Annotated in this window: 18 protein-coding genes; 7 read left to right on the top strand and 11 right to left on the bottom strand. The window is 63.3% G+C overall.

Going from position 1 to position 23,071, the window contains the following annotated elements:
* Nucleotides 1-58: 58 nt before the first annotated feature.
* Nucleotides 59-1,075, bottom strand: a complete 1,017-nt coding sequence (locus B9A11_RS06085; RefSeq protein ID WP_058246785.1) for a Hint domain-containing protein — start codon at nucleotides 1,073-1,075, stop codon at nucleotides 59-61.
* A 152-nt stretch (nucleotides 1,076-1,227) separates the two neighbouring features.
* Between B9A11_RS06085 and B9A11_RS06080 the strand changes: the two genes are divergently transcribed.
* Together B9A11_RS06080 and B9A11_RS06075 are read left to right on the top strand one after the other, a co-directional pair.
* Nucleotides 1,228-2,007: an SDR family oxidoreductase gene (locus tag B9A11_RS06080; RefSeq protein WP_058246786.1), complete on the top strand. Its 780-nt coding sequence runs from the start codon at nucleotides 1,228-1,230 to the stop codon at nucleotides 2,005-2,007.
* Nucleotides 2,008-2,103: 96 nt separating this feature from the next.
* The gene (locus B9A11_RS06075) at nucleotides 2,104-3,243 is read left to right on the top strand and encodes a DNA alkylation repair protein (RefSeq protein ID WP_058246787.1); all 1,140 of its coding nucleotides are present in this window, start codon (nucleotides 2,104-2,106) and stop codon (nucleotides 3,241-3,243) included.
* Here the strand turns inward: B9A11_RS06075 and B9A11_RS06070 are convergent.
* From B9A11_RS06070 to B9A11_RS06060, 3 genes are all read right to left on the bottom strand, one after another.
* Nucleotides 3,240-3,914, bottom strand: coding sequence for a M48 family metalloprotease (locus tag B9A11_RS06070; RefSeq protein WP_058246788.1), 675 nt, complete (start codon nucleotides 3,912-3,914; stop codon nucleotides 3,240-3,242). The two genes, B9A11_RS06075 and B9A11_RS06070, sit on opposite strands and share 4 nt — an antisense overlap.
* 125 nt (nucleotides 3,915-4,039) lie before the next feature.
* Complete coding sequence (gene purL / locus B9A11_RS06065; RefSeq protein ID WP_058246789.1) at nucleotides 4,040-6,199, bottom strand: phosphoribosylformylglycinamidine synthase subunit PurL; 2,160 nt, start codon at nucleotides 6,197-6,199, stop codon at nucleotides 4,040-4,042.
* 301 nt (nucleotides 6,200-6,500) lie between these two features.
* Nucleotides 6,501-7,406 (bottom strand): LysR family transcriptional regulator, encoded by a 906-nt coding sequence (locus B9A11_RS06060; RefSeq protein WP_058246790.1) that lies wholly within the window; start codon nucleotides 7,404-7,406, stop codon nucleotides 6,501-6,503.
* Between the two features lie 165 nt (nucleotides 7,407-7,571).
* On the opposite strand from B9A11_RS06060, the gene B9A11_RS06055 reads away from it, so the two are divergent.
* The 3 genes from B9A11_RS06055 to murI all read left to right on the top strand — a co-directional run bounded on the left by B9A11_RS06055 (nucleotide 7,572) and on the right by murI (nucleotide 12,780).
* Nucleotides 7,572-10,988 (top strand): indolepyruvate ferredoxin oxidoreductase family protein, encoded by a 3,417-nt coding sequence (locus B9A11_RS06055; RefSeq protein ID WP_058246791.1) that lies wholly within the window; start codon nucleotides 7,572-7,574, stop codon nucleotides 10,986-10,988.
* Nucleotides 10,989-11,054: 66 nt separating this feature from the next.
* Nucleotides 11,055-11,951, top strand: coding sequence for a lysophospholipid acyltransferase family protein (locus B9A11_RS06050; RefSeq protein ID WP_058246792.1), 897 nt, complete (start codon nucleotides 11,055-11,057; stop codon nucleotides 11,949-11,951).
* A gap of 16 nt (nucleotides 11,952-11,967) precedes the next feature.
* Nucleotides 11,968-12,780 carry a glutamate racemase gene (murI, locus tag B9A11_RS06045; protein WP_058246793.1) on the top strand — a complete coding sequence of 271 codons (813 nt, stop codon included), beginning with the start codon at nucleotides 11,968-11,970 and terminating at the stop codon, nucleotides 12,778-12,780.
* Between the two features lie 35 nt (nucleotides 12,781-12,815).
* On the opposite strand, the gene B9A11_RS06040 is transcribed toward murI, so the two are convergent.
* Complete coding sequence (locus tag B9A11_RS06040) at nucleotides 12,816-13,238, bottom strand: BLUF domain-containing protein (RefSeq protein WP_058246794.1); 423 nt, start codon at nucleotides 13,236-13,238, stop codon at nucleotides 12,816-12,818.
* Nucleotides 13,239-13,558: 320 nt separating this feature from the next.
* On the opposite strand from B9A11_RS06040, the gene argC reads away from it, so the two are divergent.
* Together argC and ccmE are read left to right on the top strand one after the other, a co-directional pair.
* On the top strand, nucleotides 13,559-14,587 hold the full coding sequence (gene argC, locus B9A11_RS06035; RefSeq protein WP_058246795.1) for an N-acetyl-gamma-glutamyl-phosphate reductase: 1,029 nt from the start codon (nucleotides 13,559-13,561) through the stop codon (nucleotides 14,585-14,587).
* A gap of 196 nt (nucleotides 14,588-14,783) precedes the next feature.
* Nucleotides 14,784-15,233 carry a cytochrome c maturation protein CcmE gene (gene ccmE, locus B9A11_RS06030; RefSeq protein ID WP_058246796.1) on the top strand — a complete coding sequence of 150 codons (450 nt, stop codon included), beginning with the start codon at nucleotides 14,784-14,786 and terminating at the stop codon, nucleotides 15,231-15,233.
* A gap of 3 nt (nucleotides 15,234-15,236) precedes the next feature.
* Here ccmE and B9A11_RS06025 read toward each other — a convergent pair whose 3' ends face one another.
* From B9A11_RS06025 to B9A11_RS06000, 6 genes are all read right to left on the bottom strand, one after another.
* On the bottom strand, nucleotides 15,237-16,538 hold the full coding sequence (locus B9A11_RS06025; protein WP_083499784.1) for a sensor histidine kinase: 1,302 nt from the start codon (nucleotides 16,536-16,538) through the stop codon (nucleotides 15,237-15,239).
* A gap of 148 nt (nucleotides 16,539-16,686) precedes the next feature.
* Nucleotides 16,687-17,961 carry a phosphopyruvate hydratase gene (eno, locus tag B9A11_RS06020; RefSeq protein WP_058246798.1) on the bottom strand — a complete coding sequence of 425 codons (1,275 nt, stop codon included), beginning with the start codon at nucleotides 17,959-17,961 and terminating at the stop codon, nucleotides 16,687-16,689.
* Between the two features lie 185 nt (nucleotides 17,962-18,146).
* Complete coding sequence (locus B9A11_RS06015; RefSeq protein WP_058246799.1) at nucleotides 18,147-19,061, bottom strand: DMT family transporter; 915 nt, start codon at nucleotides 19,059-19,061, stop codon at nucleotides 18,147-18,149.
* A 21-nt stretch (nucleotides 19,062-19,082) separates the two neighbouring features.
* Entirely contained in the window at nucleotides 19,083-20,708 is a 1,626-nt protein-coding gene (locus B9A11_RS06010; RefSeq protein WP_058246800.1) for an alpha-D-glucose phosphate-specific phosphoglucomutase, read from the bottom strand.
* Between the two features lie 155 nt (nucleotides 20,709-20,863).
* Entirely contained in the window at nucleotides 20,864-21,823 is a 960-nt protein-coding gene (locus B9A11_RS06005) for a glucokinase (protein ID WP_234988745.1), read from the bottom strand.
* Nucleotides 21,824-21,877: 54 nt separating this feature from the next.
* Nucleotides 21,878-22,903, bottom strand: coding sequence for a substrate-binding domain-containing protein (locus B9A11_RS06000; RefSeq protein ID WP_058246802.1), 1,026 nt, complete (start codon nucleotides 22,901-22,903; stop codon nucleotides 21,878-21,880).
* Nucleotides 22,904-23,071 lie beyond the last annotated feature (168 nt).

The raw sequence follows: 23,071 nt of genomic DNA, 5'->3' as shown, positions 1-23,071 counted from the left end.
CGTGAGGCCCTCAAAGGCTCCCCCGGAGCCTTTGTCGCAGAGCGAACCGGGCTCACCCTCAGCCACCCGACGACTTGCGCAGCAAAGCCGCCGCGTCGGGGCGGGCGAGCAGGCCTTCTTGCACTTCCAAAGCGCGGTGGTCGCTTTTGCGGTGGCCGGGGATCAGCTCGGCCAGCTTGTCGCCGATCTCTTCGGGCAGGGCGGCGCGGGTACGGGTGTCGACCAGCATGGATTCCGCCGCGATGCCTTCGGCGTAGATGATCTGATGGGCGTCGAACAGCATCTGGTAGTAGTCCACAAAGCCGCCATTCAGCCGCGTCACCGTATCGCCGTTCACCAGATGCCGCGCCCGCACGAGGATTTCCGAGCGCCCCGCGCCCAGCTCATCGGTGCGCTGGTAGATGAACAGCCGGTGGTCGGGCGAAACCACAAGATCGCGGGTGTTGTTCAGCGTGCCTTCGCGGATGCAGATCGGCGCAAAGGCCCCCACGGCGCGGGTGGTCTGGTGGCCGATCCAGCGGATTTCCTGCGGGCCGTCGTCGCGGGTCAGGACGCGGTCGCCGACCTCAAGCTCTTCGACCGGGCGCTGCGCGCCGTTGGCCATGGTGATCATGGTGCCGCCGGTAAAGGACACGCAGGCGACCTGGGCAAAGCGTTGCAGGGCCAGCTTTTGGCTGACGCCCACCAGCACGTAGTCGTGTTTCGCCGACAGGGGCGCGAGCGGCAACAGATAGACCTGCGCCACGTCGCCTTGGCCGTCGACCTCGACAAGCACAAGCACCTCGGTGGTGTGGCCATCGCCGGACATGAAGGTCGCACAGCAATCAAGGTGGATGTCCGCGCCGGGGGTGCCAGTTTCAGAGTCCTGCGCAATGCGGAACGGCGGCGTCGCGGTGGCGATCACGCTCAGCTGGGTGGCCCCGGCCACGGGGGACAGGCGGTAGACGTCGTCATGCACCAACTCTTCGGCAAAGCCAAGCGGGTCGCCAAGGTTCGCGCCATTGACCACGCGCAGAAACTCGGCGCGGTAAACCTGCAAACCCTGCGCGGGGCGTTGAAAATCTCTAAGTGCCATGGTGCGCGACAATCCCTTGGAACGGCCGGGGGAAATTCCCGGTAAAACTACTGTAACGGCCATTGTATGCCATGGGAATGTGTCATCATATGGCCCCGCATTCGGCCTTTTTGGGGGCCGACCGTTCTGGACGCAGCAAGGGAGAGCAGGACATGGATCTGGGTATTCGCGGGAAAAAAGCGCTGGTCTGCGCGTCGAGCAAGGGGCTTGGCCGGGGCTGCGCCGAGGCGCTGGCCGAAGCGGGCGTCGACCTGGTGATGAACGCGCGCGGGGCCGAGGCGCTGGAGGCTGCGGCGCAGGACATTCGGGATCGGTTTGGTGTCGAGGTGACCACCGTCGCAGCGGATATCGTTAGCGAAGAGGGCCGCGCCAAGGTGCTGGAGGTTGCGGGCGACGTGGACATCCTGGTGACCAACGCTGGCGGGCCGCCTCCGGGGATGTGGTCCGATTGGGGGCGTGAGGATTTCCTCAAAGCGCTTGATTCCAACATGTTGACGCCCATCGCACTGATGACGGCGCTGATGCCCAAGATGATCGACAAGGGCTGGGGCCGCGTGGTCAACATCACCTCGCAGTCGGTCAAGGCGCCGATCGCGGTGCTGGGGCTGTCCAATGCTGCGCGCACCGGTCTGACCGGCTACGTGGCGGGGACGGCGCGGCAGGTGGCGCCCAAGGGCGTGGTGGTGAACAACCTCCTGCCGGGGATTCACGCCACCGACCGCGCCGTGTCGCTGGATACCGGCGTGTCGCAGCAGCAGGGTATCACGCTGGACGAGGCCCGCGCCCAGCGGGAAGCGACGATCCCGGCGCAGCGCTACGGCATCCCCGAAGAGTTCGGCAAGATGTGCGCGTTTATGTGCTCGCAGCACGCGGGGTTCATGATCGGGCAGAACATTTTGCTGGATGGCGGTGCGACGCTGTCGACGATGTAATCGGGTGCCGCGCGCGGGGACCAAATCTTTTCCAAAAGATTTGCAAATTCCTTGAAAGGAATTTGGCCGCGCGCGCGTCTTTGGGGAAACGCAGACATGGCACGTGGACCAGACGGGCAGGGCGGCGGCGCAGGGGCCTCCCTCGCGGATCAGATATTCAACGAAGGCAGCATCGCTGATCTCGCACGCGACTACAGCGTTTTGCCGAGGTTCGACACCGAGGCCTTTCAGGCGCAGGCCAACGCGGGCTTGTCGGGGCGCGGCTTTCTCGAGCGGCTCGAGTGGCTTGCCGATTGCCTCGAGGCGCAACTCCCAAGCGATTTCCCCGCAATGGCAGAGGCGCTGCACGCTGCCATGCCGCCGCCTTTGGATCCGACCAAGACCGACGATGACTTTGGCCGTTGGATTCACGCGGTCCCCGGCACTCTGGCCGTCCGTCACGGGCTCGAAGACCACCGCAACCGCGCGCTGGACCTGATCCATGCCGCAACCCAGCGCTTTTCCATGGAATACGCCATCCGGCCTTTCCTGAACCGCTGGCCCGAGGAAACCCTCGCGCGGCTCGACCTTTGGGCGCAGGACGACAACTACCACGTGCGCCGCTTGGTGTCCGAAGGCACCCGGCCGCGTCTGCCTTGGGCGCGCAATATCACGCTGGACCCCGCCGTGCCTTTGCGCTTTCTCGACGCGCTCCACGGCGATCCGGCGCGCTTTGTCACGCGGTCTGTGGCGAACCATATGAACGATCTGTCCAAGGTCATGCCGGACCGGGTCTTGGACCATTTGCGCAAGTGGCAGGACGCAGGCCGCCAAACCGACAAGGAACTGGCGTGGATGACCCGCCATGCCCTGCGCACCGCCGTCAAACGGGGTGAACGCGGCGCTCTGGATCACTTGGGCTATCGCGCGGGACAGGTGCAGGCGCAGATCGTGCTGGAGGACGCAAACCCAAGGATCGGCGAGATGCTGGAGCTGTCCGTCACCTTGACCAGCCCCGAGACGCTCCTCGTCATGGTCGATTACCGCCTGCGGTTCCACCGGCCTTCGGGGACGGCGGAAAAGGTCTTTAAACTCAAGGCGACAAAGCTAAAGGCGGGGCACCCCCTGACCCTGACCAAAGCCCATAAGCTCAAGGGCAATGCAACCACCTTTACCCTTCATCCCGGCCCGCACGCGGTGACGATCCAAGTCAACGGGCAGGACGTCGCCTCGGCGAGGTTTGAGCTAAGCGCCTAGACAGGGGACCAGCCCGCTTCGAGCGCCTCCAAGGCTTCGATCCGCTCCGCCGGTTTCGGGTGCGACATCAGCCAAGCGGGGACGGGCCCGCCGCCGCTGCCGAGCTTGGTGAACATGGCCTTTTGCGGCCCGATCCCGATCCCGGCCTTATGCAACAACGCGGCAGCATAGGCGTCTGCCTCGTACTCGTCACTGCGCGACAGCTTGGCCGCCAGAATATTCGACAAGAGTCCCGCAACCGCGACGCCGAACCCCGGAATCCAACGGCCGAGCACCATGCCAAGCGCCTCTCGCAGCGCATTCTGCCCGGAAAAGTCGATCATCCGCCGCCGCGAATGCCCCAAGGCCACATGCCCCAGCTCATGCGCGATCACGCTGCACAGCTCGGGGCCGGTGATTTCGCCGCGCCGATATTTGTCATACATGCCGCGCGTGATGAAAATGCGCCCATCGGGGGCGGCCAGACCGTTCACCGGGGCGATTTCGTAGATGTGGACTTTGACCCGCGGCACTTCCAGCGCCTGCGCCATGCGGTCCATCAATGCCTTGAGCGTGGGATCGGCCAGCTCTGTCGACTGCGCGTCCAGCATCTTTCCGGTCCGCCAGACCGAAAATTGATATTTCACAAGCGCATACAGGATCGCCAGCAGGATCGGAGTGAATTTGATCATGCCTCGAATATGGGCGCAATCGCTGCAAAAACAAACCCCGTACAAAGCCAAAACGCCCGGCCAACAAGGGGCCGGGCGCTGTGGATAAAGGTGTGGGGGCTTTTTCCGCCCGCAGCTAAGCGAGGTTACGCGAAGGTCTCGCCAAAGGTGCCGCGATAGATCGCCTGCAACTCGGACAAGCTGGCTTCGGAGCCGCCGAATTTCACCGTGTCGCCGGTGAACTTGCCGACGCTGGTGATGGTGACACCCGCTTGCGCTGCCAAGCTCATCAGCGCCTCGGCGCTGTCAAAGTTGCACGAGATCAGGTAGCGGCCCTGATCTTCGCCGAACAGGGTCGGGGTGTCGTCCATGTCCAGTTGAACGCCCACGCCGGACGCTTCGGCCATCTCGAACGCCGCCAGCGCAAGGCCGCCGTCGGACAGGTCGGTGCAGCAGCGGATCCACGCGCGGTTGTTGCGGATGAACTCGCCGTTGCGCTTTTCTGCGGCCAGATCGACGTGCGGCGCGTCGCCATCGGTGCGGTTGAACACCTCGGCCAGCAGAGCGGACTGGCCCAGATGCCCGTTTGTTTCACCGACCAGCAGCGCCACATGACCGTCGCGCGCGTAATCAAGGATCGGTTCCTCATCGGCGGCGATCAGACCCACCGCGCCAATGGTCGGCGTCGGCAGGATGCCCTGACCGTCGGTCTCATTGTACAGCGAGACGTTGCCCGACACGATCGGCATGTCCAGCGCGGTGCAGGCCTGACCAATGCCGTTCAGCGCGCCCACGAACTGGCCCATGATCTCGGGCTTTTCGGGGTTGCCAAAGTTGAGGTTGTCGGTGGTCGCCAGCGGCAGCGCGCCCACGGCGGTCAGGTTGCGATAGGCCTCGGCCACCGCTTGTTTGCCGCCCTCGATGGGGTTCGCCTTGACGTAGCGCGGGGTCACGTCAGAGGTGAAGGCCAGCTTCTTGTCGGTGCCTGCCACGCGGATCACACCCGCGCCAAAGCCGGGGATACGCATGGTGTCGGCCATCACCTGGCTGTCGTATTGCTCGTACACCCACTCCTTCGAGGCGTAGTTCGGCGTGGCCAGCAGCGCCTTGAGCCCGTCGATGGCGTCGATCTGCGGCACGTCGGCAAGCTCTTCGGCTTGCGCGGTCGGCTCCCACGGGCGGTCGTATTCGGGGGCCGAGGACGACAGGCGCGACAGCGGCATGTCGGCCATGCAAACGCCGTTGTGCATGATCAAAAAGCGGTCTTCGGCGATGGTTTCACCCACGATGGCGAAATCCAAGTCCCACTTGTCGAACACGGCCTTGGCCTCGGCCTCTTTGGCGGGGTCCAGCACCATCAACATGCGTTCCTGAGACTCGGACAGCATCATTTCATAGGCGGTCATGTTCTCTTCGCGCTGGGGGACGTTTTCCAGGTCCAGCCGGATGCCCAGCTTGCCCTTGTCGCCCATTTCCACCGCCGAACAGGTCAGACCCGCCGCGCCCATATCCTGGATCGAGATCACCGCGCCGGTCTGCATCAGCTCCAGCGTGGCTTCCATCAGGCGCTTTTCGGTGAAGGGGTCGCCGACCTGAACGGTGGGGCGCTTTTCCTCGATGGTCTCGTCGAACTCGGCCGAGGCCATGGTCGCGCCGCCGACGCCGTCACGGCCGGTTTTTGCGCCAAGGTACACCACCGGGCGACCGACGCCGCTGGCCGCCGAGTAGAAGATCTTGTCCGCATCGGCCAGACCCGCCGCAAAGGCGTTGACCAGACAGTTGCCATTATAAGCGGGGTGAAAGCGCACTTCGCCGCCCACGGTGGGCACGCCGAACGCGTTGCCGTAGCCGCCGACACCCTCGACCACGCCGTGCACCAGCTGGCGGGTTTTCGGATGGTCCTTTTCGCCAAACGACAGCGAGTTCATCGCCGCAATCGGGCGCGCACCCATGGTGAACACGTCACGCAGGATGCCGCCAACGCCGGTCGCCGCGCCCTGATAGGGTTCGATGTAGGACGGGTGGTTGTGGCTTTCCATCTTAAAGACCACGGCCTGACCGTCGCCAATGTCCACCACGCCGGCGTTCTCGCCGGGGCCGCAGATGACCTGCGGGCCAGTGGTCGGCAGACCCTTGAGGTGGATTTTCGACGATTTGTAAGAACAATGCTCGTTCCACATGGCGGAAAAGATGCCCAGCTCGGTGAAGGTCGGCTCTCGGTTCATGATACGCAGGATTTCGGCGTATTCCTCGGGCTTGATGCCGTGGGCTGCGATCAGGTCTTCGGTGATGGCGGGCTCTTGCATGGGAGGGTCCCTGTCATATGCGTCAGATGCGGATTGCGCCTTCCTTATGACAAGGGGCGCGCCGGGGCAATGGCATAGACAGTCGGGGTTTGCGCTGCGCTGCGGCGAAAAAAAAGGCCGAGCGCAAAGCTCGGCCGTAGTCCAACAGGGAGGTTGGCGATAAAACGCGGCTGCATTTCATCGTCACCTGCCCATTATTGCATCGAGAATGATTCAAGCAAGACATATCATGTCGCACATGCAGCAATTCCGCTATGCGTGACGTGCATACCACACTGGATTTTGCAATTTATTGGTGTGGTCAGTCGGCCCCCATCGCCTTGCGAGACCTGCGGTGTGCCATGATTTCCTCTTGAACGAAATCGCGAAAGGCCGCCACGCGCTTGGATTGGCGCAATTCTTCTGGATATGCCAGAAAAACAGGTACCTCGCCCGATTCGATATCAGGCAGCACGCGCACGACGGTCGGGAAATCCTCGATGATGTAGTCGGGCAGCACGCCGATCCCCAGATTCGAGATCACCGCCTGCAACACGCCAAAGTAGTTGTTCACCGTCAGCGTCTGTTCCACGTCGTGGGTCAGCAGCTCCTGGATCAGCAGCATCCCCGCCGACACCTGCGCCGAGCTTGGGTTCTGGCAAATCAGGCGATGCTTGGCCATGTCTTCGATGGTTTTCGGCTCGCCATGCGCGGCGAGATATTCGGGCGACGCATAAAGCCGCATCCGAATGGACATCAGCCGCTTGCGCACCAGGTCCGCCTGGCTGGGTTCCTTCATCCGGATGGCCACGTCGGCCTCGCGCATGGGCAGGTCCAAAACCCGCTCTTCGAGCATCAGATCGATGTTCAGGTCCGGGTAGCTTTCGTAAAGTTTGGCCAGACGGGGCGCCAGCCACAGCGCGCCGAACCCGGCGGTGGTGGTCACCCGCAGCTTGCCAAACACCTCTTCCTCAGAGTCGCGAATGCGCGCGGTTGCGGCGTCGATCCGCTTGAGCATCGACTGCGTGGCATCGAACAGAAGCTCACCCTGTTCGGTCAGGATCAGCCCCCGCGCATGGCGGTGGAACAGGGTGGTGTTCAGCGATTCCTCAAGCGAGCGAATCTGTCGCGAGACGGCACTTTGCGACAAATGCAGCGTATCGCCTGCATGAGTTAGGCTGCCAGCGTCGGCAACCGCGTGAAATATTCTTAGCTTGTCCCAGTCCATACCGATAACTTTGATTTCTCGTAGACTACCTATCAGTCATAAATAAAATGTTTAGGGGCAACTTTGCCTAAGCGCCGAAAATGAAGAAAATTTTCCTGTTCGGGTCAGAATATGTGACCTACATTTGATCTTAATGCACACACATTCAGCGTTGGGAGGCGCCAAATGGGAACGCAGCAGATTACCCTGAACGACCGCTTTGACCTGTCCAAAGAGACGGTCTTGTTAAATGGCACCCAAGCCTTGGTGCGGATGATGCTCATGCAAAAGGCGCGCGACACCGCCGCGGGGCTGAACACCGCCGGGTTTTGTACGGGCTACCGTGGCTCGCCCCTTGGGGCCGTCGACCTGCAGATGAGGCGCGCTGAAAAGGTGTTGAGCGCCGCCGACATCACCTTTCAGGAAGGCCTGAACGAAGACCTCGCGGCGACCTCTTTGTGGGGCGCGCAACAGGCCGAGCTGCGCGGGCAGGGCAAGTTCGACGGCGTCTTTGGCCTGTGGTACGGCAAGGGGCCGGGGGTGGATCGGTCGGGCGATGTGATGCGCCACGCCAACATGGCCGGGACGTCCGCGCATGGCGGCGTCATCATGGCCATGGGGGACGATCACACCGGCGAATCCTCGACCGTGTTGCACCAATCCGAATGGGCCATGGTCGACGCCTATATGCCCGTGGTCTCGCCCGCAGGCGTGCAGGAAATCCTCGACTACGGGATCTACGCCTACGCCCTGTCGCGCTTTGCCGGGGTCTGGGTCGGCCTCAAGACCATGAAGGACACGGTCGAAGCCACCGCCGTCGTCGATGGCCGCCCCGATCGCGTGCAACTGGTGACGCCGAAATTCGACATGCCCGAAGGCGGGCTGAACATCCGTCTGCTCGACACGCCCCACGCCCAAGAGGCGCGGATGATCGAGTATAAACGCTTTGCCGCCGAGGCCTTTTCCCACGCCAACAAGATGGACAAACGCGTCTGGGGCAAGCCCGGCGCCAAGATCGGCTTTGTCTCTGCGGGCAAGAACTGGCTCGACCTTCTGCACGCGCTGAGCCTGCTGGGCATAGATGAGGCAGAGGCTGAACGTCTTGGCATAACCACTTATAAAGTCGGGCAAACCTTCCCTCTGGACATGCGCGGTTTCCACGACTGGGCCGAGGGGCTCGACCTGATTGTCATCGTCGAGGAAAAGCGCAAGCTGATCGAGGTGCAGGTCAAGGAGGCGATCTTTGACGACCGCCGGGGCCGCCGCGTTTACGGCTGGTACAAGGGCGGCGCTGGGGCGCTGCACCGCGAGGAGTTGTTCCCCACCAAGGGCGCGCTGGACCCGGTCTGGATCGCGCAAAAGCTGGGCGATATCCTTGTGGAAGAAGGCCGCGGCACCGACCGCATCAAGGCCGGCCTGCAAGCCATTGACGAAGCGACCAAGGCGGACAACGCCCAAGAGATCGCCGCGCGCATCCCCTATTTCTGCTCTGGCTGTCCGCACAATTCCTCGACCAAGGTGCCCGAGGGCAGCCGCGCCTACGCCGGGATCGGCTGTCACTACATGGCGCAGTGGATGGACCGCGATACCATCGGCTTTACCCACATGGGCGGCGAGGGCGCGAACTGGATCGGCGAAGCGCCGTTTTCGAAAACGCCCCATGTTTTCCAGAACTTGGGCGACGGAACGTACAACCATTCCGGCGTGCAGGCGATCCGCGCGGCGCTGGCGGCGGGGACAACCATCACCTACAAGATCCTCTACAACGACGCGGTCGCCATGACCGGCGGTCAAGCAAACGAGGGCGGCTTGTCCGCGCAGCGCATCGCCGCCGAAGTCTTGGCGATGGGGGTGAAGACCGTCGCCTTAGTCTATGATGAAAAAGAAGAAATCGACCTCGGCACCTTCCCAAAAGGGATCGACGCACACGAGCGTGCCGATCTGGACGCGGTGCAGAAAAAGCTGGCGCAAACCCCCGGCGTGTCGGTCTTGCTCTATGTCCAGACCTGCGCGGCGGAAAAGCGGCGGCGGCGCAAGCGCGGCACCTTCCCGGACCCGGACCAGCGGGTGTTCATCAACACCGACATCTGTGAGGGCTGCGGCGATTGCGGCGTGCAATCCAACTGCGTGTCCATCGTGCCGGTGGAAACCGAGCTGGGCCGCAAACGGGCCATCGACCAAAGCTCTTGCAACAAGGATTTCTCTTGTCTCAGAGGGTTTTGCCCGTCATTCGTCACGTTGAAGGGCGCGCAGATCAAGCGCGCGCAGACCACCGATGTGGACCTGCCGGACATGCCTTTGCCGACGCTGCCGACGATCGAAGGCACCCATAACGTGGTCATCACCGGCGTCGGCGGCACCGGGGTTGTGACCATCGGCGCGGTGCTGGCGCAGGCGGCGCAGATCGACGGCAAGGGTGCGGCCATGATGGAGATGGCGGGCCTCGCGCAAAAGGGCGGCGCGGTGCACATCCACTTGCGGCTTGCCGAACGCCCCGAGGACATCTCGGCGGTGCGGGTGGCGACCGGTGAGGCAGACGCCTTGATCGGCGGCGATCTGGTGGTTTCCGCCGGGGCCAAGACGCTGGGCCTGACCCGGACGGGCCGCACGGGCGCGGTGGTCAACGCGCATGAGATCATCACCGGGGAATTTACCCGCAACACGGAATTTTCCTTGCCTGTCGATAGGTTGCAGCTTGCTCTTGAGGCAAGACTTCAAGACCGTGTGCGCCTGTTCGACGCCTCGGAACTGGCCAAGGCGACGCTTGGGGACAGCATCTTTTCCAACGTGATGATCCTTGGGGCGGCGTGGCAGAACGGCCTCGTGCCGCTGACCCATGACGCCATCACGCAGGCGATCCGGCTGAACGGCGCGGCGGTGGACAAGAACCTGCGCGCCTTCGAACTGGGCCGTTGGGCGATGCTGCACCCGGATCAGGCGGCAGCGCTGATCACACCAAAAGTGGTCTCTAAGCCCAAGACTCTAGAGGAAAAAATTGCCTTCCGCGCAGCCCATCTGACCCGGTATCAGAACAAGCGTCTGGCCAAACGCTATCGCAAGCTGGTGGACAGCATCGCCGATGAGGCCCTGCGCGAAGCCGTGGCAAAAGGCTATCATAAGCTGTTGTCTTATAAGGACGAATACGAGGTCGCCCGTCTGGCGCTGGACACCCGCGCAAAGGCGCAAGAGGCCTTTGACGGCGATTTCGAGATGTCCTTTCACCTTGCGCCGCCACTCTTGACCAAGATCGGCAGCGATGGCCGTCCGATGAAAAAGACCTACGGCGAAGGGATGCTGAGGAACTTCAAACTTCTGAGCAAACTCAAAGTCTTGCGCGGCACACCTTTCGATCCTTTTGGCCGCACCGATGAGCGGCGGATGGAGCGCGCGCTGATCAAACAGTACGAGGCGGACATGCGCGAATGGCTGCCCAAGGCCGATGCCAACCCCGATGCCCTGCGGGCTCTGGCGGAATTGCCCCTGCAGATCAGGGGCTTTGGCCCCGTTAAGCAAGAAAATGAGGCCAAGGCCGCCAAGCGCCGTGAGGAGCTGCTGAACGCTCTGCGCACCGGCCCCGCGCCCTTGGCCAAAGCGGCGGAGTAAGGCTCTGGTCAGGCGGGGGCGCGCACGCTAAACCCTGCCTGACCAGACCCAGACCGGAGCGCTGAGATGCGCGACAAACAGATCGCCCGAGACATTTCGTATGCCCATTCGGCGCAGACGCGCGGCGGGCGGGCGGTGATCCGGCTGATGGAAAACGCCACCGGGCGCGTGGGGCTGATCCGCCGCGCTGCAGGCTACCAAGATGACATCGCGCGGGGCCGCGACTTTTGGCAGGTGATGGTCGATCGCTACGGGCTGCGGCTTGAGGTGATTGGCGGCAGTCTGGACAATATCCCGCAAGACGGCCCGGTGATTGCCATCGCCAACCATCCTTATGGCATTCTCGACGGGCTCATGCTCGGGCATCTGCTCTCGCAGACGCGCGGCGATTTTCGCATCCTTGCGCACCGCGTGTTCAGCAACGCGCCGGATCTGAACCGCGTCATTCTGCCCATCGACTTTGCCGAGAGCAAAGAGGCCGTGCGCCTCAACCTGACCACCCGCAAGACCGCGCTGGACTATCTGGGGCAGGGAGGCTGCATCGGCATCTTTCCCGGTGGCACGGTGGCCACCGCGGCGACGCCCTTTGGCGCGCCCATGGACCCCGGCTGGCGCAGTTTCACCGCCCGCATGATTGCCAAGTCCGGCGCGCAGGTGGTGCCGATCTATTTCGATGGGCACACCTCTCGGCTGTTCCAGATCGCCAGCCATCTGCACACGACCCTGCGCATGGGCCTGCTGATCAAGGAGTTCCGCAAACGCGTCGACACCCCGGTGCGCATCGCCGTAGGCCAGCCCATCCCCCCGCACCAAATCGCCGCACATGCCGCAGATACACGCGGCCTTATGGATTTCCTGCGAAAAGCCACTTATGGTTTATCGCCGGACCCGGTAAAATCCTTTGAGTACGGGTACGAATTCGAAGAAAAACATCGCAGCGGTGGGCAACCACGCCGGTATTAAGCGAGGAGAGCAGGCAATGGCCGTTGGTATTTTTGACTCTGGCCTTGGCGGGCTGACGGTTCTGGACGCGGTGAGCAAGCGCTTGCCCGATCTGCCGCTGGTCTATTTCGGCGACAACGCCCACGCGCCCTATGGCGTGCGCGACGCCGATGACGTTTACAACCTGACCACCAAGGCGGTGGAACGGCTGTGGGACGCGGGCTGCGATCTGGTGATTTTGGCGTGTAACACCGCGTCGGCGGCGGCGCTGCGGCGGATGCAGGAAAGCTGGATCCCGACCGACAAGCGCGTCTTGGGTGTCTTTGTGCCGCTGATTGAGGCGCTGACCGAACGGCAGTGGGGCGACAACTCTCCGCCGCGCGAAGTTGACGTCAAACACGTGGCGTTGTTCGCAACACCCGCCACCGTGCGCAGCCGGGCCTTTCAGCGCGAGCTTGCCTTTCGCGCCATCGGTGTCGACGTCGAAGCGCAGGCCTGCGGCGGTCTGGTGGATGCCATCGAAGACGGCGACATGATCCTGGCCGAAGCGCTGGTGCGCAGCCATGTGGACGCCTTGATGCGCAAGATGCCCACCCCCGAAGCGGCGATCCTTGGCTGTACGCATTACCCGTTGATGCAGGACATTTTTCAGGACGCGCTGGGGCAGGGGGTCAAGGTCTACTCGCAGGCCAATCTGGTGGCGGAATCGCTGGCCGATTACCTGACGCGCCACCCGGATATGCTGGGATCGGGGACCGAGTCCTCTTTCCTGACCACCGGCGATCCGGCCAAGGTGTCGCGCCATGCGACGCAATTCCTGCGCCGCAAGGTCGAGTTCATTTCGGCCTGAGGCAGGCCAAAGGCTGGCCTGTTCAAGGCTGATTTTCAGGCCGCCAGCTTGGCCTCTCCATAGCTGCGCAAAAGCATGATCAGCTCTTGCGCGGCCCCTTTGGGAATGCGCGCCTCCAGCGCGCGGCGGGTCAGGCTGAAATAGCTCTCATGGGCGATCGGCTTGGTGTACAGCCGCCGAAAGCCCATGTGCCAGCCGGGAAAGCGGCGGCGCGTGCCCGGATGTTCGGACAGAACCTTCATCTTGAAGTGACGCGGATCATGGAACACCCGGTCGATGACGCGATCGACGTTTTCGTCCGGCCCTTCGATCACCTGAAAGAAGGTCTTGGATTTATACAGCAGCAGCCCTGTGATCTGTTCGATCTGGTTGCGCCGCCACACGTGCAGCAACAGGTCGTCCAGATCTTGTTCAGCAAGACGGTTGCGCGTGTGACTGATATAGATACACCGTTTCATAACACCCTCCATCTCTACCCCCGACAAACAGCGTTTCAGTAAAATCTTAATGAAAACTTCAATGGGGGCGGCGCAAAGGCATAGTCTCCTCCGGGGGCATCACCCGGCAATCCGGCCCTTGATCGGCGCGCCCCCCTCTGGTATCGCGCCCCCAACAGGAGACACGACATGACCCGCAGGTTCCCTTCGCTTCGACGATAAAACCACGGCTTTACCGCGCAAATCCGCTTGCGCGCTCTTCTCCTTTCCCCAAGCTTTCCGCTATCTTGCCACCGACGACGCCCCTCGCGTCAGGCCCATCCAAGCACAGGTACATCGCCATGCCGCATTCCATCGCCATCATCGGCGCGTCCGGGTACACCGGCGCCGAGCTGATCCGCATCATCGCCACCCACCCCTCCTTTGAAATCAAGGCGCTGGCCGCCAACTCCAAGGCGGGGCAAAGCATGGCGCAGGTCTTTCCGCATCTGCGCCACCTCGACCTGCCGGATCTGGTCACTTGGGAGCAGATCGACTTCGACCAGATCGACCTGTGCTTCTGCGCGCTGCCGCATAAGACCTCGCAAGAGGTGATCTCCAAGCTGCCGAAATCGGTCAAGATCGTCGATCTGTCCGCCGATTTCCGCCTGCGCGACCCCGAAGCCTACAAGAAGTGGTACGGCAACGAGCACGCCGCCAAGGAGATGCAAACCGAAGCGGTCTACGGCCTCACCGAGTTCTACCGCGACGACATAAAGGCGGCCCGGCTGGTCGCGGGCACCGGCTGCAACGCCGCCACGGGGCAGTTCCTGCTGCGCCCACTGATCGCCGCCGGGGTGATCGACCTCGATGACATCATCCTCGATCTGGCCTGCGGCGTGTCCGGGGCAGGGCGCTCGCTCAAGGAAAACCTGCTGCACGCGGAACTCTCCGAAGGCACGCAAGCGTACTCCGTCGGCGGCACCCACCGCCACCTCGGCGAGTTCGATCAGGAATTCAGCGCCATCGCCGGCCGCGCGGTGAAAATCCAGTTCACCCCGCACCTCGCCCCTTTCAACCGCGGCATCCTCGCCACCGGGTACGTCAAGGGCGACGCAGAGGCGATCCACGCGGCGCTGTCCAAACAATACGCCTCCGAGCCCTTCATCGAAGTGCTCCCCATGGGCGAAACCCCCTCCACCCACCACGTGCGCGGCTCCAACTTCGTGCACATCGGCGTGGTGGCCGACCGCCTGCCGGGCAAGACCATCATCGTTGCCGCCCTCGACAACCTGTTCAAAGGCAGCTCCGGCCAGGCGGTGCAAAACGCCAACCTCATGCTGGGCGAAGACGAAACCGCGGGCCTCATGCTCGCCCCCTGCTTCCCCTGATCATGCGCGCTGCCTCCCCCCTTCTTCTCTTTGCAAATATCCCGGGGTCTGGGGCAGCGCCCCAGTCCTCCCCAAGAGCACAGGCTCCAAACCCCGACCAAAATCCCATCCTCACAACCGCGTCAAATCGCGCTTCCCTCTCCCTTTTACATCGTGAATCGCCTATATAGCGTTCCAACCCAGGAGGAGATCTGAGATGGCTTTGAAATCGCTCAAGAAACAGCGGCGGATTCAGGTGGTGGCCGTGGCCGCCGTGGCGCTGGTCGTCTCGACCGCGCTGATCGGCTACGCCATGAAGGACGGCATCAACTTCTTCCGCTCGCCTTCCCAGGTCATGGAAACCCCGCCCGGCCCGACGGAAACCTTCCGCATTGGCGGCCTCGTCGAAGAGGGCACCCTGGTGCGCGGCGATGGCGAACAGGTGCGCTTTTCCGTGACCGACGGGGGCGCGACGGTGCCGGTGGTCTACACCGGCGTTCTGCCCGACCTCTTCGAGGAAAACCAAGGCATGGTCGGCACCGGTCGCTACATCGACGGCGTCTTTGAAGCCTCGGAAATCCTCGCCAAGCACGACGAGACCTACATGCCCAAAGAGGTGGTCGACGCGCTCAAGGAACAGGGAGTCTATCAGGAACCCGAAAGCTAACCCTCAGGCGTCATGAAGCGGCAGCAGGATACTGGCGCGCAACCCCTTGGCGCCATTCTCCAACAAGAGCCCGCCACCCGACTGGCGGGCAAAACCTGCCACCGCCGATAGGCCCAGACCCGCCCCTTCGCCCACCGCCTTGGTGGTATAGAACGGCTCTGCGATCTTGCTCAGCGCCTCGCGCGACACCCCCGGACCGCTGTCCTCGACGGTCACCGCCACGTAGGGCGGCTTGGCCTCCAGCGCGGGCTCCAGCGTGGGGCGCTCAAGCATCAGCTCGGCGCGGATGGTGATCTTGCCCTTGCCGGTCATGGCGTCCTGCGCATTCAGGCACAGCTGCAACACGCAGGTCTCCAGCATATCCGTGTCGACCTTGGCGATCAGCGCGCGCTCGCTGTGCCCGGCCACCTGCAAGCTGATCCGGCCATCGGTCAGCCCCAGAACCACGGGGCCAAGCTGGGTGACAAAGGCGGTCATATCGATGGGTTTGGGCGACAGCCGCGTGCGCCCGCTCGAGGCCAGCAGCTGCTTGACCGTCATCGCCGCCCGCTCGGCGGATTCGCGGGCCTGGCGCAATGCGTCTTCGCGCTCTTGCGGGGTGTCCAGCAGCTCGAACAGCTCGAGATGGCCAAGGATCGCCGCCAGCTGGTTGTTGAAATCATGCGCCACGCCGCCGACGAATTGCCCCAGCGCCCGCGCCTTGAGCGCCCGGGCATAGCGTTGCTCTGCCTCCAGACGTTCGACCCGGCGATGATAACGCGTCACGTTCGAGCGAAAGAAATACACCACCACCGAGCCGCAGATCACCAGCGCGACCAGCGCCTCACCGGTTGTGGCAATTTTGGGCCACAGCAGCAGCAGCGTGCCCAGCACCCCGGCGGCAAACAGCCCCGAATCCAGCAGCACCAGATCCCACCCCGGATCGGGCCGCTGGGTGATGAACAGGGTCACCGCCATCAGCGCATAGCCCCCCGCAAAGACATAGATCGGGTCGGGCATCATCATGGCGTAGAACGGCGCAAAGGCAAAACAGGTCAGGGTCGCCACATACATCCCATAAGCGGCAAGCAAACGCGCGAGGGAGACTTGGGTGCGGCGGGTGGTGACCAGCTTCCAGTAGATCGCCTGAAGGGTGAAATAGACCCCAAGCCAAAGGGCAAAGATCACATCCCCGGTCACAGCGGTCATGATGACCGCCGAGACGAACACAAGCATTTGCCGCAGGGCGAATTCAGAAAAGTCGCTAAAATCGGCGCGGTGCAGAACGTCCAGTCGTGCAGCAGGCGTGTCAGTCATTAGTGCCATAGTCTGAAGGTCGTTAACTAATTGATTACCATTATTAACTCCCCACTCAAACGTGTGTCTGCTGTTCTAAAGTATATAAAAGGGCGCAGCCCTCGTGTGACTGCGCCCTTAAATTGTGTCAGGGAGTGACGCTATGCGGCGTCAGCCCTTAGCGAAGGATGGATTTACCCGCGTAGGTTGCGGTCTCGTCCAGCATTTCTTCGATGCGAATCAGTTGGTTGTACTTGGCCAGCCGGTCCGAACGCGCCAGCGAGCCGGTCTTGATCTGACCGCAGTTGGTCGCCACGGCGAGATCGGCGATGGTGCTGTCCTCGGTTTCGCCCGAGCGGTGCGACATGACGTTGGTCATGCGTGCGCGGTGCGCCATTTCAACGGCTTGCAGAGTCTCGGTCAGGGTGCCGATCTGGTTGACCTTGACCAGCATCGAGTTGGCACAGCCCTTTTCGATGCCCATGGCCAGACGCGCCGGGTTGGTCACGAACAGATCGTCGCCCACCAGTTGCACGCGGTTGCCAAGGGTTTCGGTCAGCGCCTTCCAGCCCTCCCAGTCATCCTCGGAACAGCCGTCCTCGATCGAGATGATCGGGTAGTCGTTGCACAGCGCTTCGAGGTAGCGCACGTTCTCGTCGGACGACAGCGACGCGCCTTCGCCCTTCATCTCATACTTGCCGCACTTGTAGTACTCGGTCGCGGCGCAATCGAGCGCAAGGTAGATGTCATCGCCCGGCTTGTAGCCTGCCTTTTCGATGGACTTGAGGATGAAATCCAGCGCGTCACGGGTGCTGCCCAGTTCCGGGGCAAAGCCGCCTTCGTCGCCAAGGCCGGTGGACATGCCCGCCGCGGACAGTTCTTTTTTCAGGGTGTGGAACACCTCAGAGCCCATGCGCACCGCCTCGCGGATGTTGCTGGCGGCGACCGGCATGATCATGAATTCCTGGATGTCGATCGGGTTGTCGGCGTGCTCGCCGCCGTTGATGATGTTCATCATCGGGACGGGCAGGGTGCGCGCCGAGGTGCCGCCCACATAGCGGAACAGCGGCTGGCCGGTGAAATCGGCAGCGGCGCGGGCGGTGGCCAGCGACACGCCGAGGATGGCGTTTGCGCCAAGGCGGCCCTTGTTCTCGGTGCCGTCCAGTTCGATCATCGCCATGTCGATGCCGACCTGCTCGACCGCGTCAAAGCCCAGGATCGCTTCGGCGATTTCCCCGTTCACGGCGGCGACCGCCTCGGTGACGCCCTTGCCCATGTAGCGGGATTTGTCGCCGTCGCGCTTTTCCACGGCCTCGTAGGCGCCGGTCGATGCGCCCGAGGGCACCATGGCGCGGCCCATCGAGCCGTCTTCGAGGGTGACGTCGACTTCGACGGTGGGATTGCCACGGCTGTCAAGGATTTCGCGGGCGTGGATGTCGATGATGGTGCTCATGGGAGGCTCCGTAAGCTTGCGTTTCGCGCTTCTCTTATCAGCCTCTGAGCGAAAGTAAACGATTGTGTTACCGCTAACGCCGCTTTCGTTGCAGGGGTTGCGCTAACGGCGCACGCTAACATTTCCTTTAGCGGTCATTCCTGTGGCGCGCCCGCGGGGACTTAACGAAGCGGGTCTTCGGTGTCTTAGCGAAGCGGACCTTCGGTGCCGGGGTCGATGCCCACGGCGGCGATGGGCGACAGGCGGGTCTGGCGGGCCAGCGCGCGCTCTCTCATAAAGGAATACAGCCCCGCCCCAAGGATCAAGGCGCTGCCCAGCAGGGTCCAGTTGTCGGGGTAGTCGCCAAACACTACGATTCCGAAAAAGATGGCGTAAATCAAACGGGTATAGCGGAACGGGGCCACGGTGGACGCGGGCGCAAGCCGCATGGCGGTGGTCACCGCAAGATAGCCGCTGACCGCGACCAAGACCCCGCAGCCGACCAGCGCCCAGACCCGCGGCTCCCAGCTGAGCGGCGTCTGCGCCAGCGCGATCAGCACGATCCCCGGCAGGATGGTCGCCGCAAACCCCCACATGGAAATCGCGATCGGGTGCATGTTGGCTGGGCTCATGCGGGTGATCAAATCGCGCGCCGACAGGGCGGTGATGCCCATGACGGCGAACAGCTCCCACCCGGTGAAGCTCGCGCCCCAGGGCCGGATCACGATCAGCATCCCCACAAGGCCCACCAGCACAGCGACCCAGCGCCGCCAGCCGACCTGTTCGCGCAGGAACACCGCCGCGCCGATGGTGACGACCAAAGGCCCGGCCTGCGTGATCGCCGCAAACACCGGCAAAGACGTGTTGGCCACGCCCACAATCATGCCGATCGAGCCAAAGATCTCGGCCACATTGCGCCACAGCAGCATCGGATGGCGGGCGTCGGCGGTCCACAGGGGGATGCCCTTGAGACGCGCCAACAGGATGAACATCGCCGTGCCGCCAAGGCTGAGCAGCAGCATGACTTGCCCCGAGGGCGCGGTCTGCGTCGCCAGTTTGACAAACACGTCGAGCGAGGCGAGCAGCCCCATGGACAGGACCATCAGAAGAATTGCGCGCATGGGGTGCTTTCGATTTTGGCTTTAGGTGATGACGTCCGGCGCGTCGCGCCCTGTCCGAGCCTTAATCTGCGCCAATTCCTCGGCGGCTGCAATCACCGGGGCGAGCACCTCTTGGGGGTCGCGGTCAAAGCCGTCCGTCGCCAGCGCCTCCATATAGACGCGAAGGGTCGCGCCCACGGTGCCGGTGCCCGACAGGCGGAACACCAGCCGCGCGCCATCCGCGAAATGCACCCGCAGGCCTTGGGCCTCGGTGCGCGAGCCGTCGACCGGATCGTCATAGGCGAATTCATCCGCGCTCTCGATCTCCAGACCGCTCGGCGAGGTCCCTGCAAGGGTGCCAAGGCGCGCGCGCAGGTCGTCCATCAGGGCGTTTGCGGCCTCGGCGTCGACGCCTTCGTAATCGTGGCGCGAGTAGAAGTTGCGACCGTATTCGGCCCAGTGCTCGGCCATCAGTTGCTGCATGGACACGCCGCGCTTGGCGAGGATGTTGAGCCAAAAGAGCACCGCCCAGAGGCCGTCTTTTTCGCGCACGTGATCGCTGCCCGTACCGGCGGATTCCTCGCCGCAAAGGGTGGCTTTGCCCGCGTCCAGCAGGTTGCCAAAGAACTTCCAGCCGGTGGGGGTTTCAAAGCAGGCGATGCCCAGCTTGTCCGCCACCCGGTCGAGCGCGCGCGAGGTCGGCATGGAACGCGCGACACCGGCAAGGCCGCCCGCATAGGCCGGGGCAAGCGTGGCGTTGGCGGCAATGGCAGCGAGGCTGTCAGAGGGCGTCACGTAGATGCCGCGCCCGAGGATCATGTTGCGGTCGCCATCACCGTCGCTCGCCGCGCCGAAATCCGGCGCCGTCTCGCTGAACATCTCGTCCACGAGGGGTTTGGTCCAGATCGGGTTGGGGTCCGGGTGGCCGCCGCCAAAATCGGTAGAGGGCACGGCGTTGATGACGCTGCCCTTGGCCGCGCCCAGCGTGTCTTCGAGGATGGCGGTGGCATAGGGGCCGGTGACCGCGTGCATGGCGTCAAAGCGCATCCGGAAACCGCCCGCGAAGAGCGCCTTGATGGCGTCGAAGTCGAAGAGGTCTGCCATCAGCTCGGCATAGTCGGTGACGGGGTCGACCACTTCGATCACGGTCTCGCCCAGCTTGGTTTCGCCCACGGTCGACAGGTCAATGTCCTGCGACTCGACGATCTGGTATTCGGTCAGGGTCTTGGTCGCCTCATAGATTTTCGAGGTCACGCTTTCCGGCGCGGGGCCACCGTTGGCGGTGTTGTACTTGACGCCAAAATCGCCGTTCGGCCCGCCGGGGTTGTGGCTGGCGGACAGGATGATGCCGCCGTCCGCCTTGCGCTTGCGGATCAGGTTGGACGCCGCCGGGGTGCTGAGCAGGGCGTTTTGCCCAACGATCACCTTGGCCGCGCCGCCCGCTGCGGCCATGCGCAGAACCACTTGCGACGCCTGTTCGTTAAAATGCCGCCCGTCGCCGCCAAGGACCAGGGTCTTGCCCGCGACGCCGCCGATGCCGGTCCAGATGGCTTGGATGAAATTTTCCAGAAAGTGCGGCTGCATGAACACCGAAGTCTGCTTGCGCAGGCCCGAGGTGCCGGGTTTTTGTCCATCAATGGGCTGGGTCGAAACGGTGTTGATCTGCATGGATCGCCTTTTGGTAAATTGCTTGTCTGCACTGTATCGCTGCTGTGCAGCAATGCAAGTCAGGGTGGCGTAAAAGCGAAAAGGGTCAAGGGCGCTGACCCTTGACCTGCTAGATTTCAAAGCACGAAGCCGGGCGTTTTCTGCACGAAAGCGCGTTATTCGGGGGCGAAAACTTCGGATAGGTGGCCTGCGCAGCCCGCCAGCGCGGCGTAGTCGTCGGTCACCAGATGCACCGGGAATTGCGTCACATAAGGGGCAAAGCGGCCCTTGTCGGCGAGGCTCTCGGCAAAGCCCAGGCGCAGCAGGTGCGGGCCAAGGTGGCGCGCCACGCCGCCCACCAGGTAGATGCCGCCAAAGGGCAGGGTGATCAGCGACAGATCCCCGGTGTAGCGCCCCAGAAACCGCACGAACAGACGCGCGGCGCGGGCGCATTGCGCGTCGCCCTCCAGAAAGGCCGCCATGATCCCGGCGGCGTCCAGCGGGGTGCCGGTGCCTTCGTCGTCGCAGACAAAGGCGTGCAAACGTTCCAGCCCGCGCCCCGAAAGGATGTCCTCGACACCGGGGCTGGGGTGCTTGGCCGCGATCCAGGTCAGCAGGCGCAGCTCTTCGTCGTCCTTGGCTTGAAGCGAGATGTGTCCAGCCTCGGCGGCGGGCACCACGGTTTTCGCACCGACAGAATAGACCGGCGCGATGTTGAGGCCCGTGCCGACGTTCACCACCAGACGCGCCGCGCCGGGGCTCGCCTCTTGTCCCGGCAGGATCGGGGTCAGGGCATCGGCCTTGAAATACGGCACCGCGTGGCCCTGGGCCTGCATGTCGTTGAGCAGCTCGACCACGTCCGCGCCGAACTCGGCCGCCAGCGCCCGCGCGTCGACGATCCAATCGAGGTTGGTCAGCGTGCCGATACCATCATGCACCGGCCCGGCAAGGTCGATGCAAATCGCGCGCGGATTGCCCGGCGTATGCGCCAGAAAATCCCGCAAAATCGGGGCGATACCGGGGTGCTCGGCGTTGCGATAGCGGCGGATCGTGTCGGTCAGAACGCGTGCGCCCTGGCAAAGGGCGACGCGGGTGTTGGTCCCGCCGATGTCAGCGACGATGTGCAAGTCAGTCATGGGCTCAGTCATGGGGAAAGCCTTTAGGCGCTTGGGCGGCGGCTGCCAAGTTAATTACTGCGGGGCGGGGCCGGTCGAGGTGCCGATAATCAGCTCGGCCTCAAGCATATCGGTCAGCGGCCCCGCGCCGGGATCATCAATCAAGGCCAGCAGCAACTCGGCGGCGCGGCGACCCGCCTGTCGCACCGAGGACCGCGTGGCGGTAAAGATCGGCACGTCCGAGCCGTTTTTCAGATACCCAAGATCGTCGTCATGGGTGATCACCGACACGTCGCGGCCCAGCACCAGACCGGCCTCAAGGATAGCGCGGCGCACGCCGATGGCGGTGATCATCGAGGACACCAGAAAGGCGGTCGGTGGGCTGTCCTGCGCCAGCATTTGCGCCGCGCTGCGGTGGCCGTTGATCTCTGTCATCTCTTCGGACCGCATCAAGGCGGGATCAGGCGCAACCCCGCGTGCGGTCAAAGCGGCGGTAAAGCCTTCGCGGCGGCGGTGGGCGAAATCCATGAACTCGAGGCCGTTGATCAGCGCAATGCGCCGGTGCCCGAGGTCCAGCAGGAACTCGGTCGCGCGCTCAAAGGCCCGAACGTTGTTCATATCCAGCCACGAATAGGGCGTCGTCACCTCCGACGCGCGCCCGTGCACGACAAAGGGCAAGCCCAGCGAGGTCAGCAGCGGAATGCGCGGGTCGTTCATCAGCGGGCCATGCACGATGATGCCGTCGATGCTGCCGCGGGTGTGGATGGCGCGATAGGCGTCTTCCTCGCGGCTGTCATCCACCAGCGAAATCACGATTTCATAGCCCGCCGCCGCATAGGTTTGCCCCGCGCCCGCGATAAAATCACCGAAAACCGGGTTCACCATCTCGCGCTGGCCGGACACGGGAATCACGTGACCAATGGCGTGGGTGCGGCCCGTGGCCAGCCCCTTGGCGCGCGCATTGGGCTGATAATTCAGGGCGTTGGCCGCATCCTGTACGCGTTTGCGGGTCTTTTCGCTCACCTCTGGGTAGCCGTTCAGCGCGCGGCTGACGGTGGTTTGCGACAGTTTGAGGTGCTCGGACAGTTGCTTGAGGTTCATGCCCCCTTAGGGCCAAAGCCCTTTGGATTTGTCAAGTGAGACTTGCGTCTGCTGCATGGCAAGCGGGCAGGGCGCGCGCCCCAGAAAATGCCCCCGAAGTGTAGATTTTCTTGGGGGTCGAACTAAGCTTGGTTGACAGGCAGGGGCGAGTCGGACATAGACTGCGCT

Origin of the sequence: Tropicibacter naphthalenivorans (assembly GCF_900176475.1) — a bacterium.
Classification (GTDB): domain Bacteria; phylum Pseudomonadota; class Alphaproteobacteria; order Rhodobacterales; family Rhodobacteraceae; genus Tropicibacter; species Tropicibacter naphthalenivorans.
The sequence above is the reverse complement of the archived record's forward strand: the minus strand, read 5'-3'. Positions and strand labels throughout refer to the sequence as shown.

Coding starts and splice junctions, on each gene's coding strand:
- B9A11_RS06050 (WP_058246792.1), top strand. CDS start 11,055: ATGCGCGACAAACAGATCGCCCGAGACATTTCGTATGCCCATTCGGCG.
- B9A11_RS06005 (WP_234988745.1), bottom strand. CDS start 21,823: ATGACTGACTTGCACATCGTCGCTGACATCGGCGGGACCAACACCCGC.
- murI (WP_058246793.1), top strand. CDS start 11,968: ATGGCCGTTGGTATTTTTGACTCTGGCCTTGGCGGGCTGACGGTTCTG.
- purL (WP_058246789.1), bottom strand. CDS start 6,199: ATGCAAGAGCCCGCCATCACCGAAGACCTGATCGCAGCCCACGGCATC.
- eno (WP_058246798.1), bottom strand. CDS start 17,961: ATGAGCACCATCATCGACATCCACGCCCGCGAAATCCTTGACAGCCGT.
- B9A11_RS06015 (WP_058246799.1), bottom strand. CDS start 19,061: ATGCGCGCAATTCTTCTGATGGTCCTGTCCATGGGGCTGCTCGCCTCG.
- B9A11_RS06085 (WP_058246785.1), bottom strand. CDS start 1,075: ATGGCACTTAGAGATTTTCAACGCCCCGCGCAGGGTTTGCAGGTTTAC.
- B9A11_RS06060 (WP_058246790.1), bottom strand. CDS start 7,406: ATGGACTGGGACAAGCTAAGAATATTTCACGCGGTTGCCGACGCTGGC.
- B9A11_RS06080 (WP_058246786.1), top strand. CDS start 1,228: ATGGATCTGGGTATTCGCGGGAAAAAAGCGCTGGTCTGCGCGTCGAGC.
- B9A11_RS06040 (WP_058246794.1), bottom strand. CDS start 13,238: ATGAAACGGTGTATCTATATCAGTCACACGCGCAACCGTCTTGCTGAA.
- B9A11_RS06000 (WP_058246802.1), bottom strand. CDS start 22,903: ATGAACCTCAAGCAACTGTCCGAGCACCTCAAACTGTCGCAAACCACC.
- B9A11_RS06070 (WP_058246788.1), bottom strand. CDS start 3,914: ATGATCAAATTCACTCCGATCCTGCTGGCGATCCTGTATGCGCTTGTG.
- B9A11_RS06055 (WP_058246791.1), top strand. CDS start 7,572: ATGGGAACGCAGCAGATTACCCTGAACGACCGCTTTGACCTGTCCAAA.
- argC (WP_058246795.1), top strand. CDS start 13,559: ATGCCGCATTCCATCGCCATCATCGGCGCGTCCGGGTACACCGGCGCC.
- ccmE (WP_058246796.1), top strand. CDS start 14,784: ATGGCTTTGAAATCGCTCAAGAAACAGCGGCGGATTCAGGTGGTGGCC.
- B9A11_RS06075 (WP_058246787.1), top strand. CDS start 2,104: ATGGCACGTGGACCAGACGGGCAGGGCGGCGGCGCAGGGGCCTCCCTC.
- B9A11_RS06025 (WP_083499784.1), bottom strand. CDS start 16,538: ATGGCACTAATGACTGACACGCCTGCTGCACGACTGGACGTTCTGCAC.
- B9A11_RS06010 (WP_058246800.1), bottom strand. CDS start 20,708: ATGCAGATCAACACCGTTTCGACCCAGCCCATTGATGGACAAAAACCC.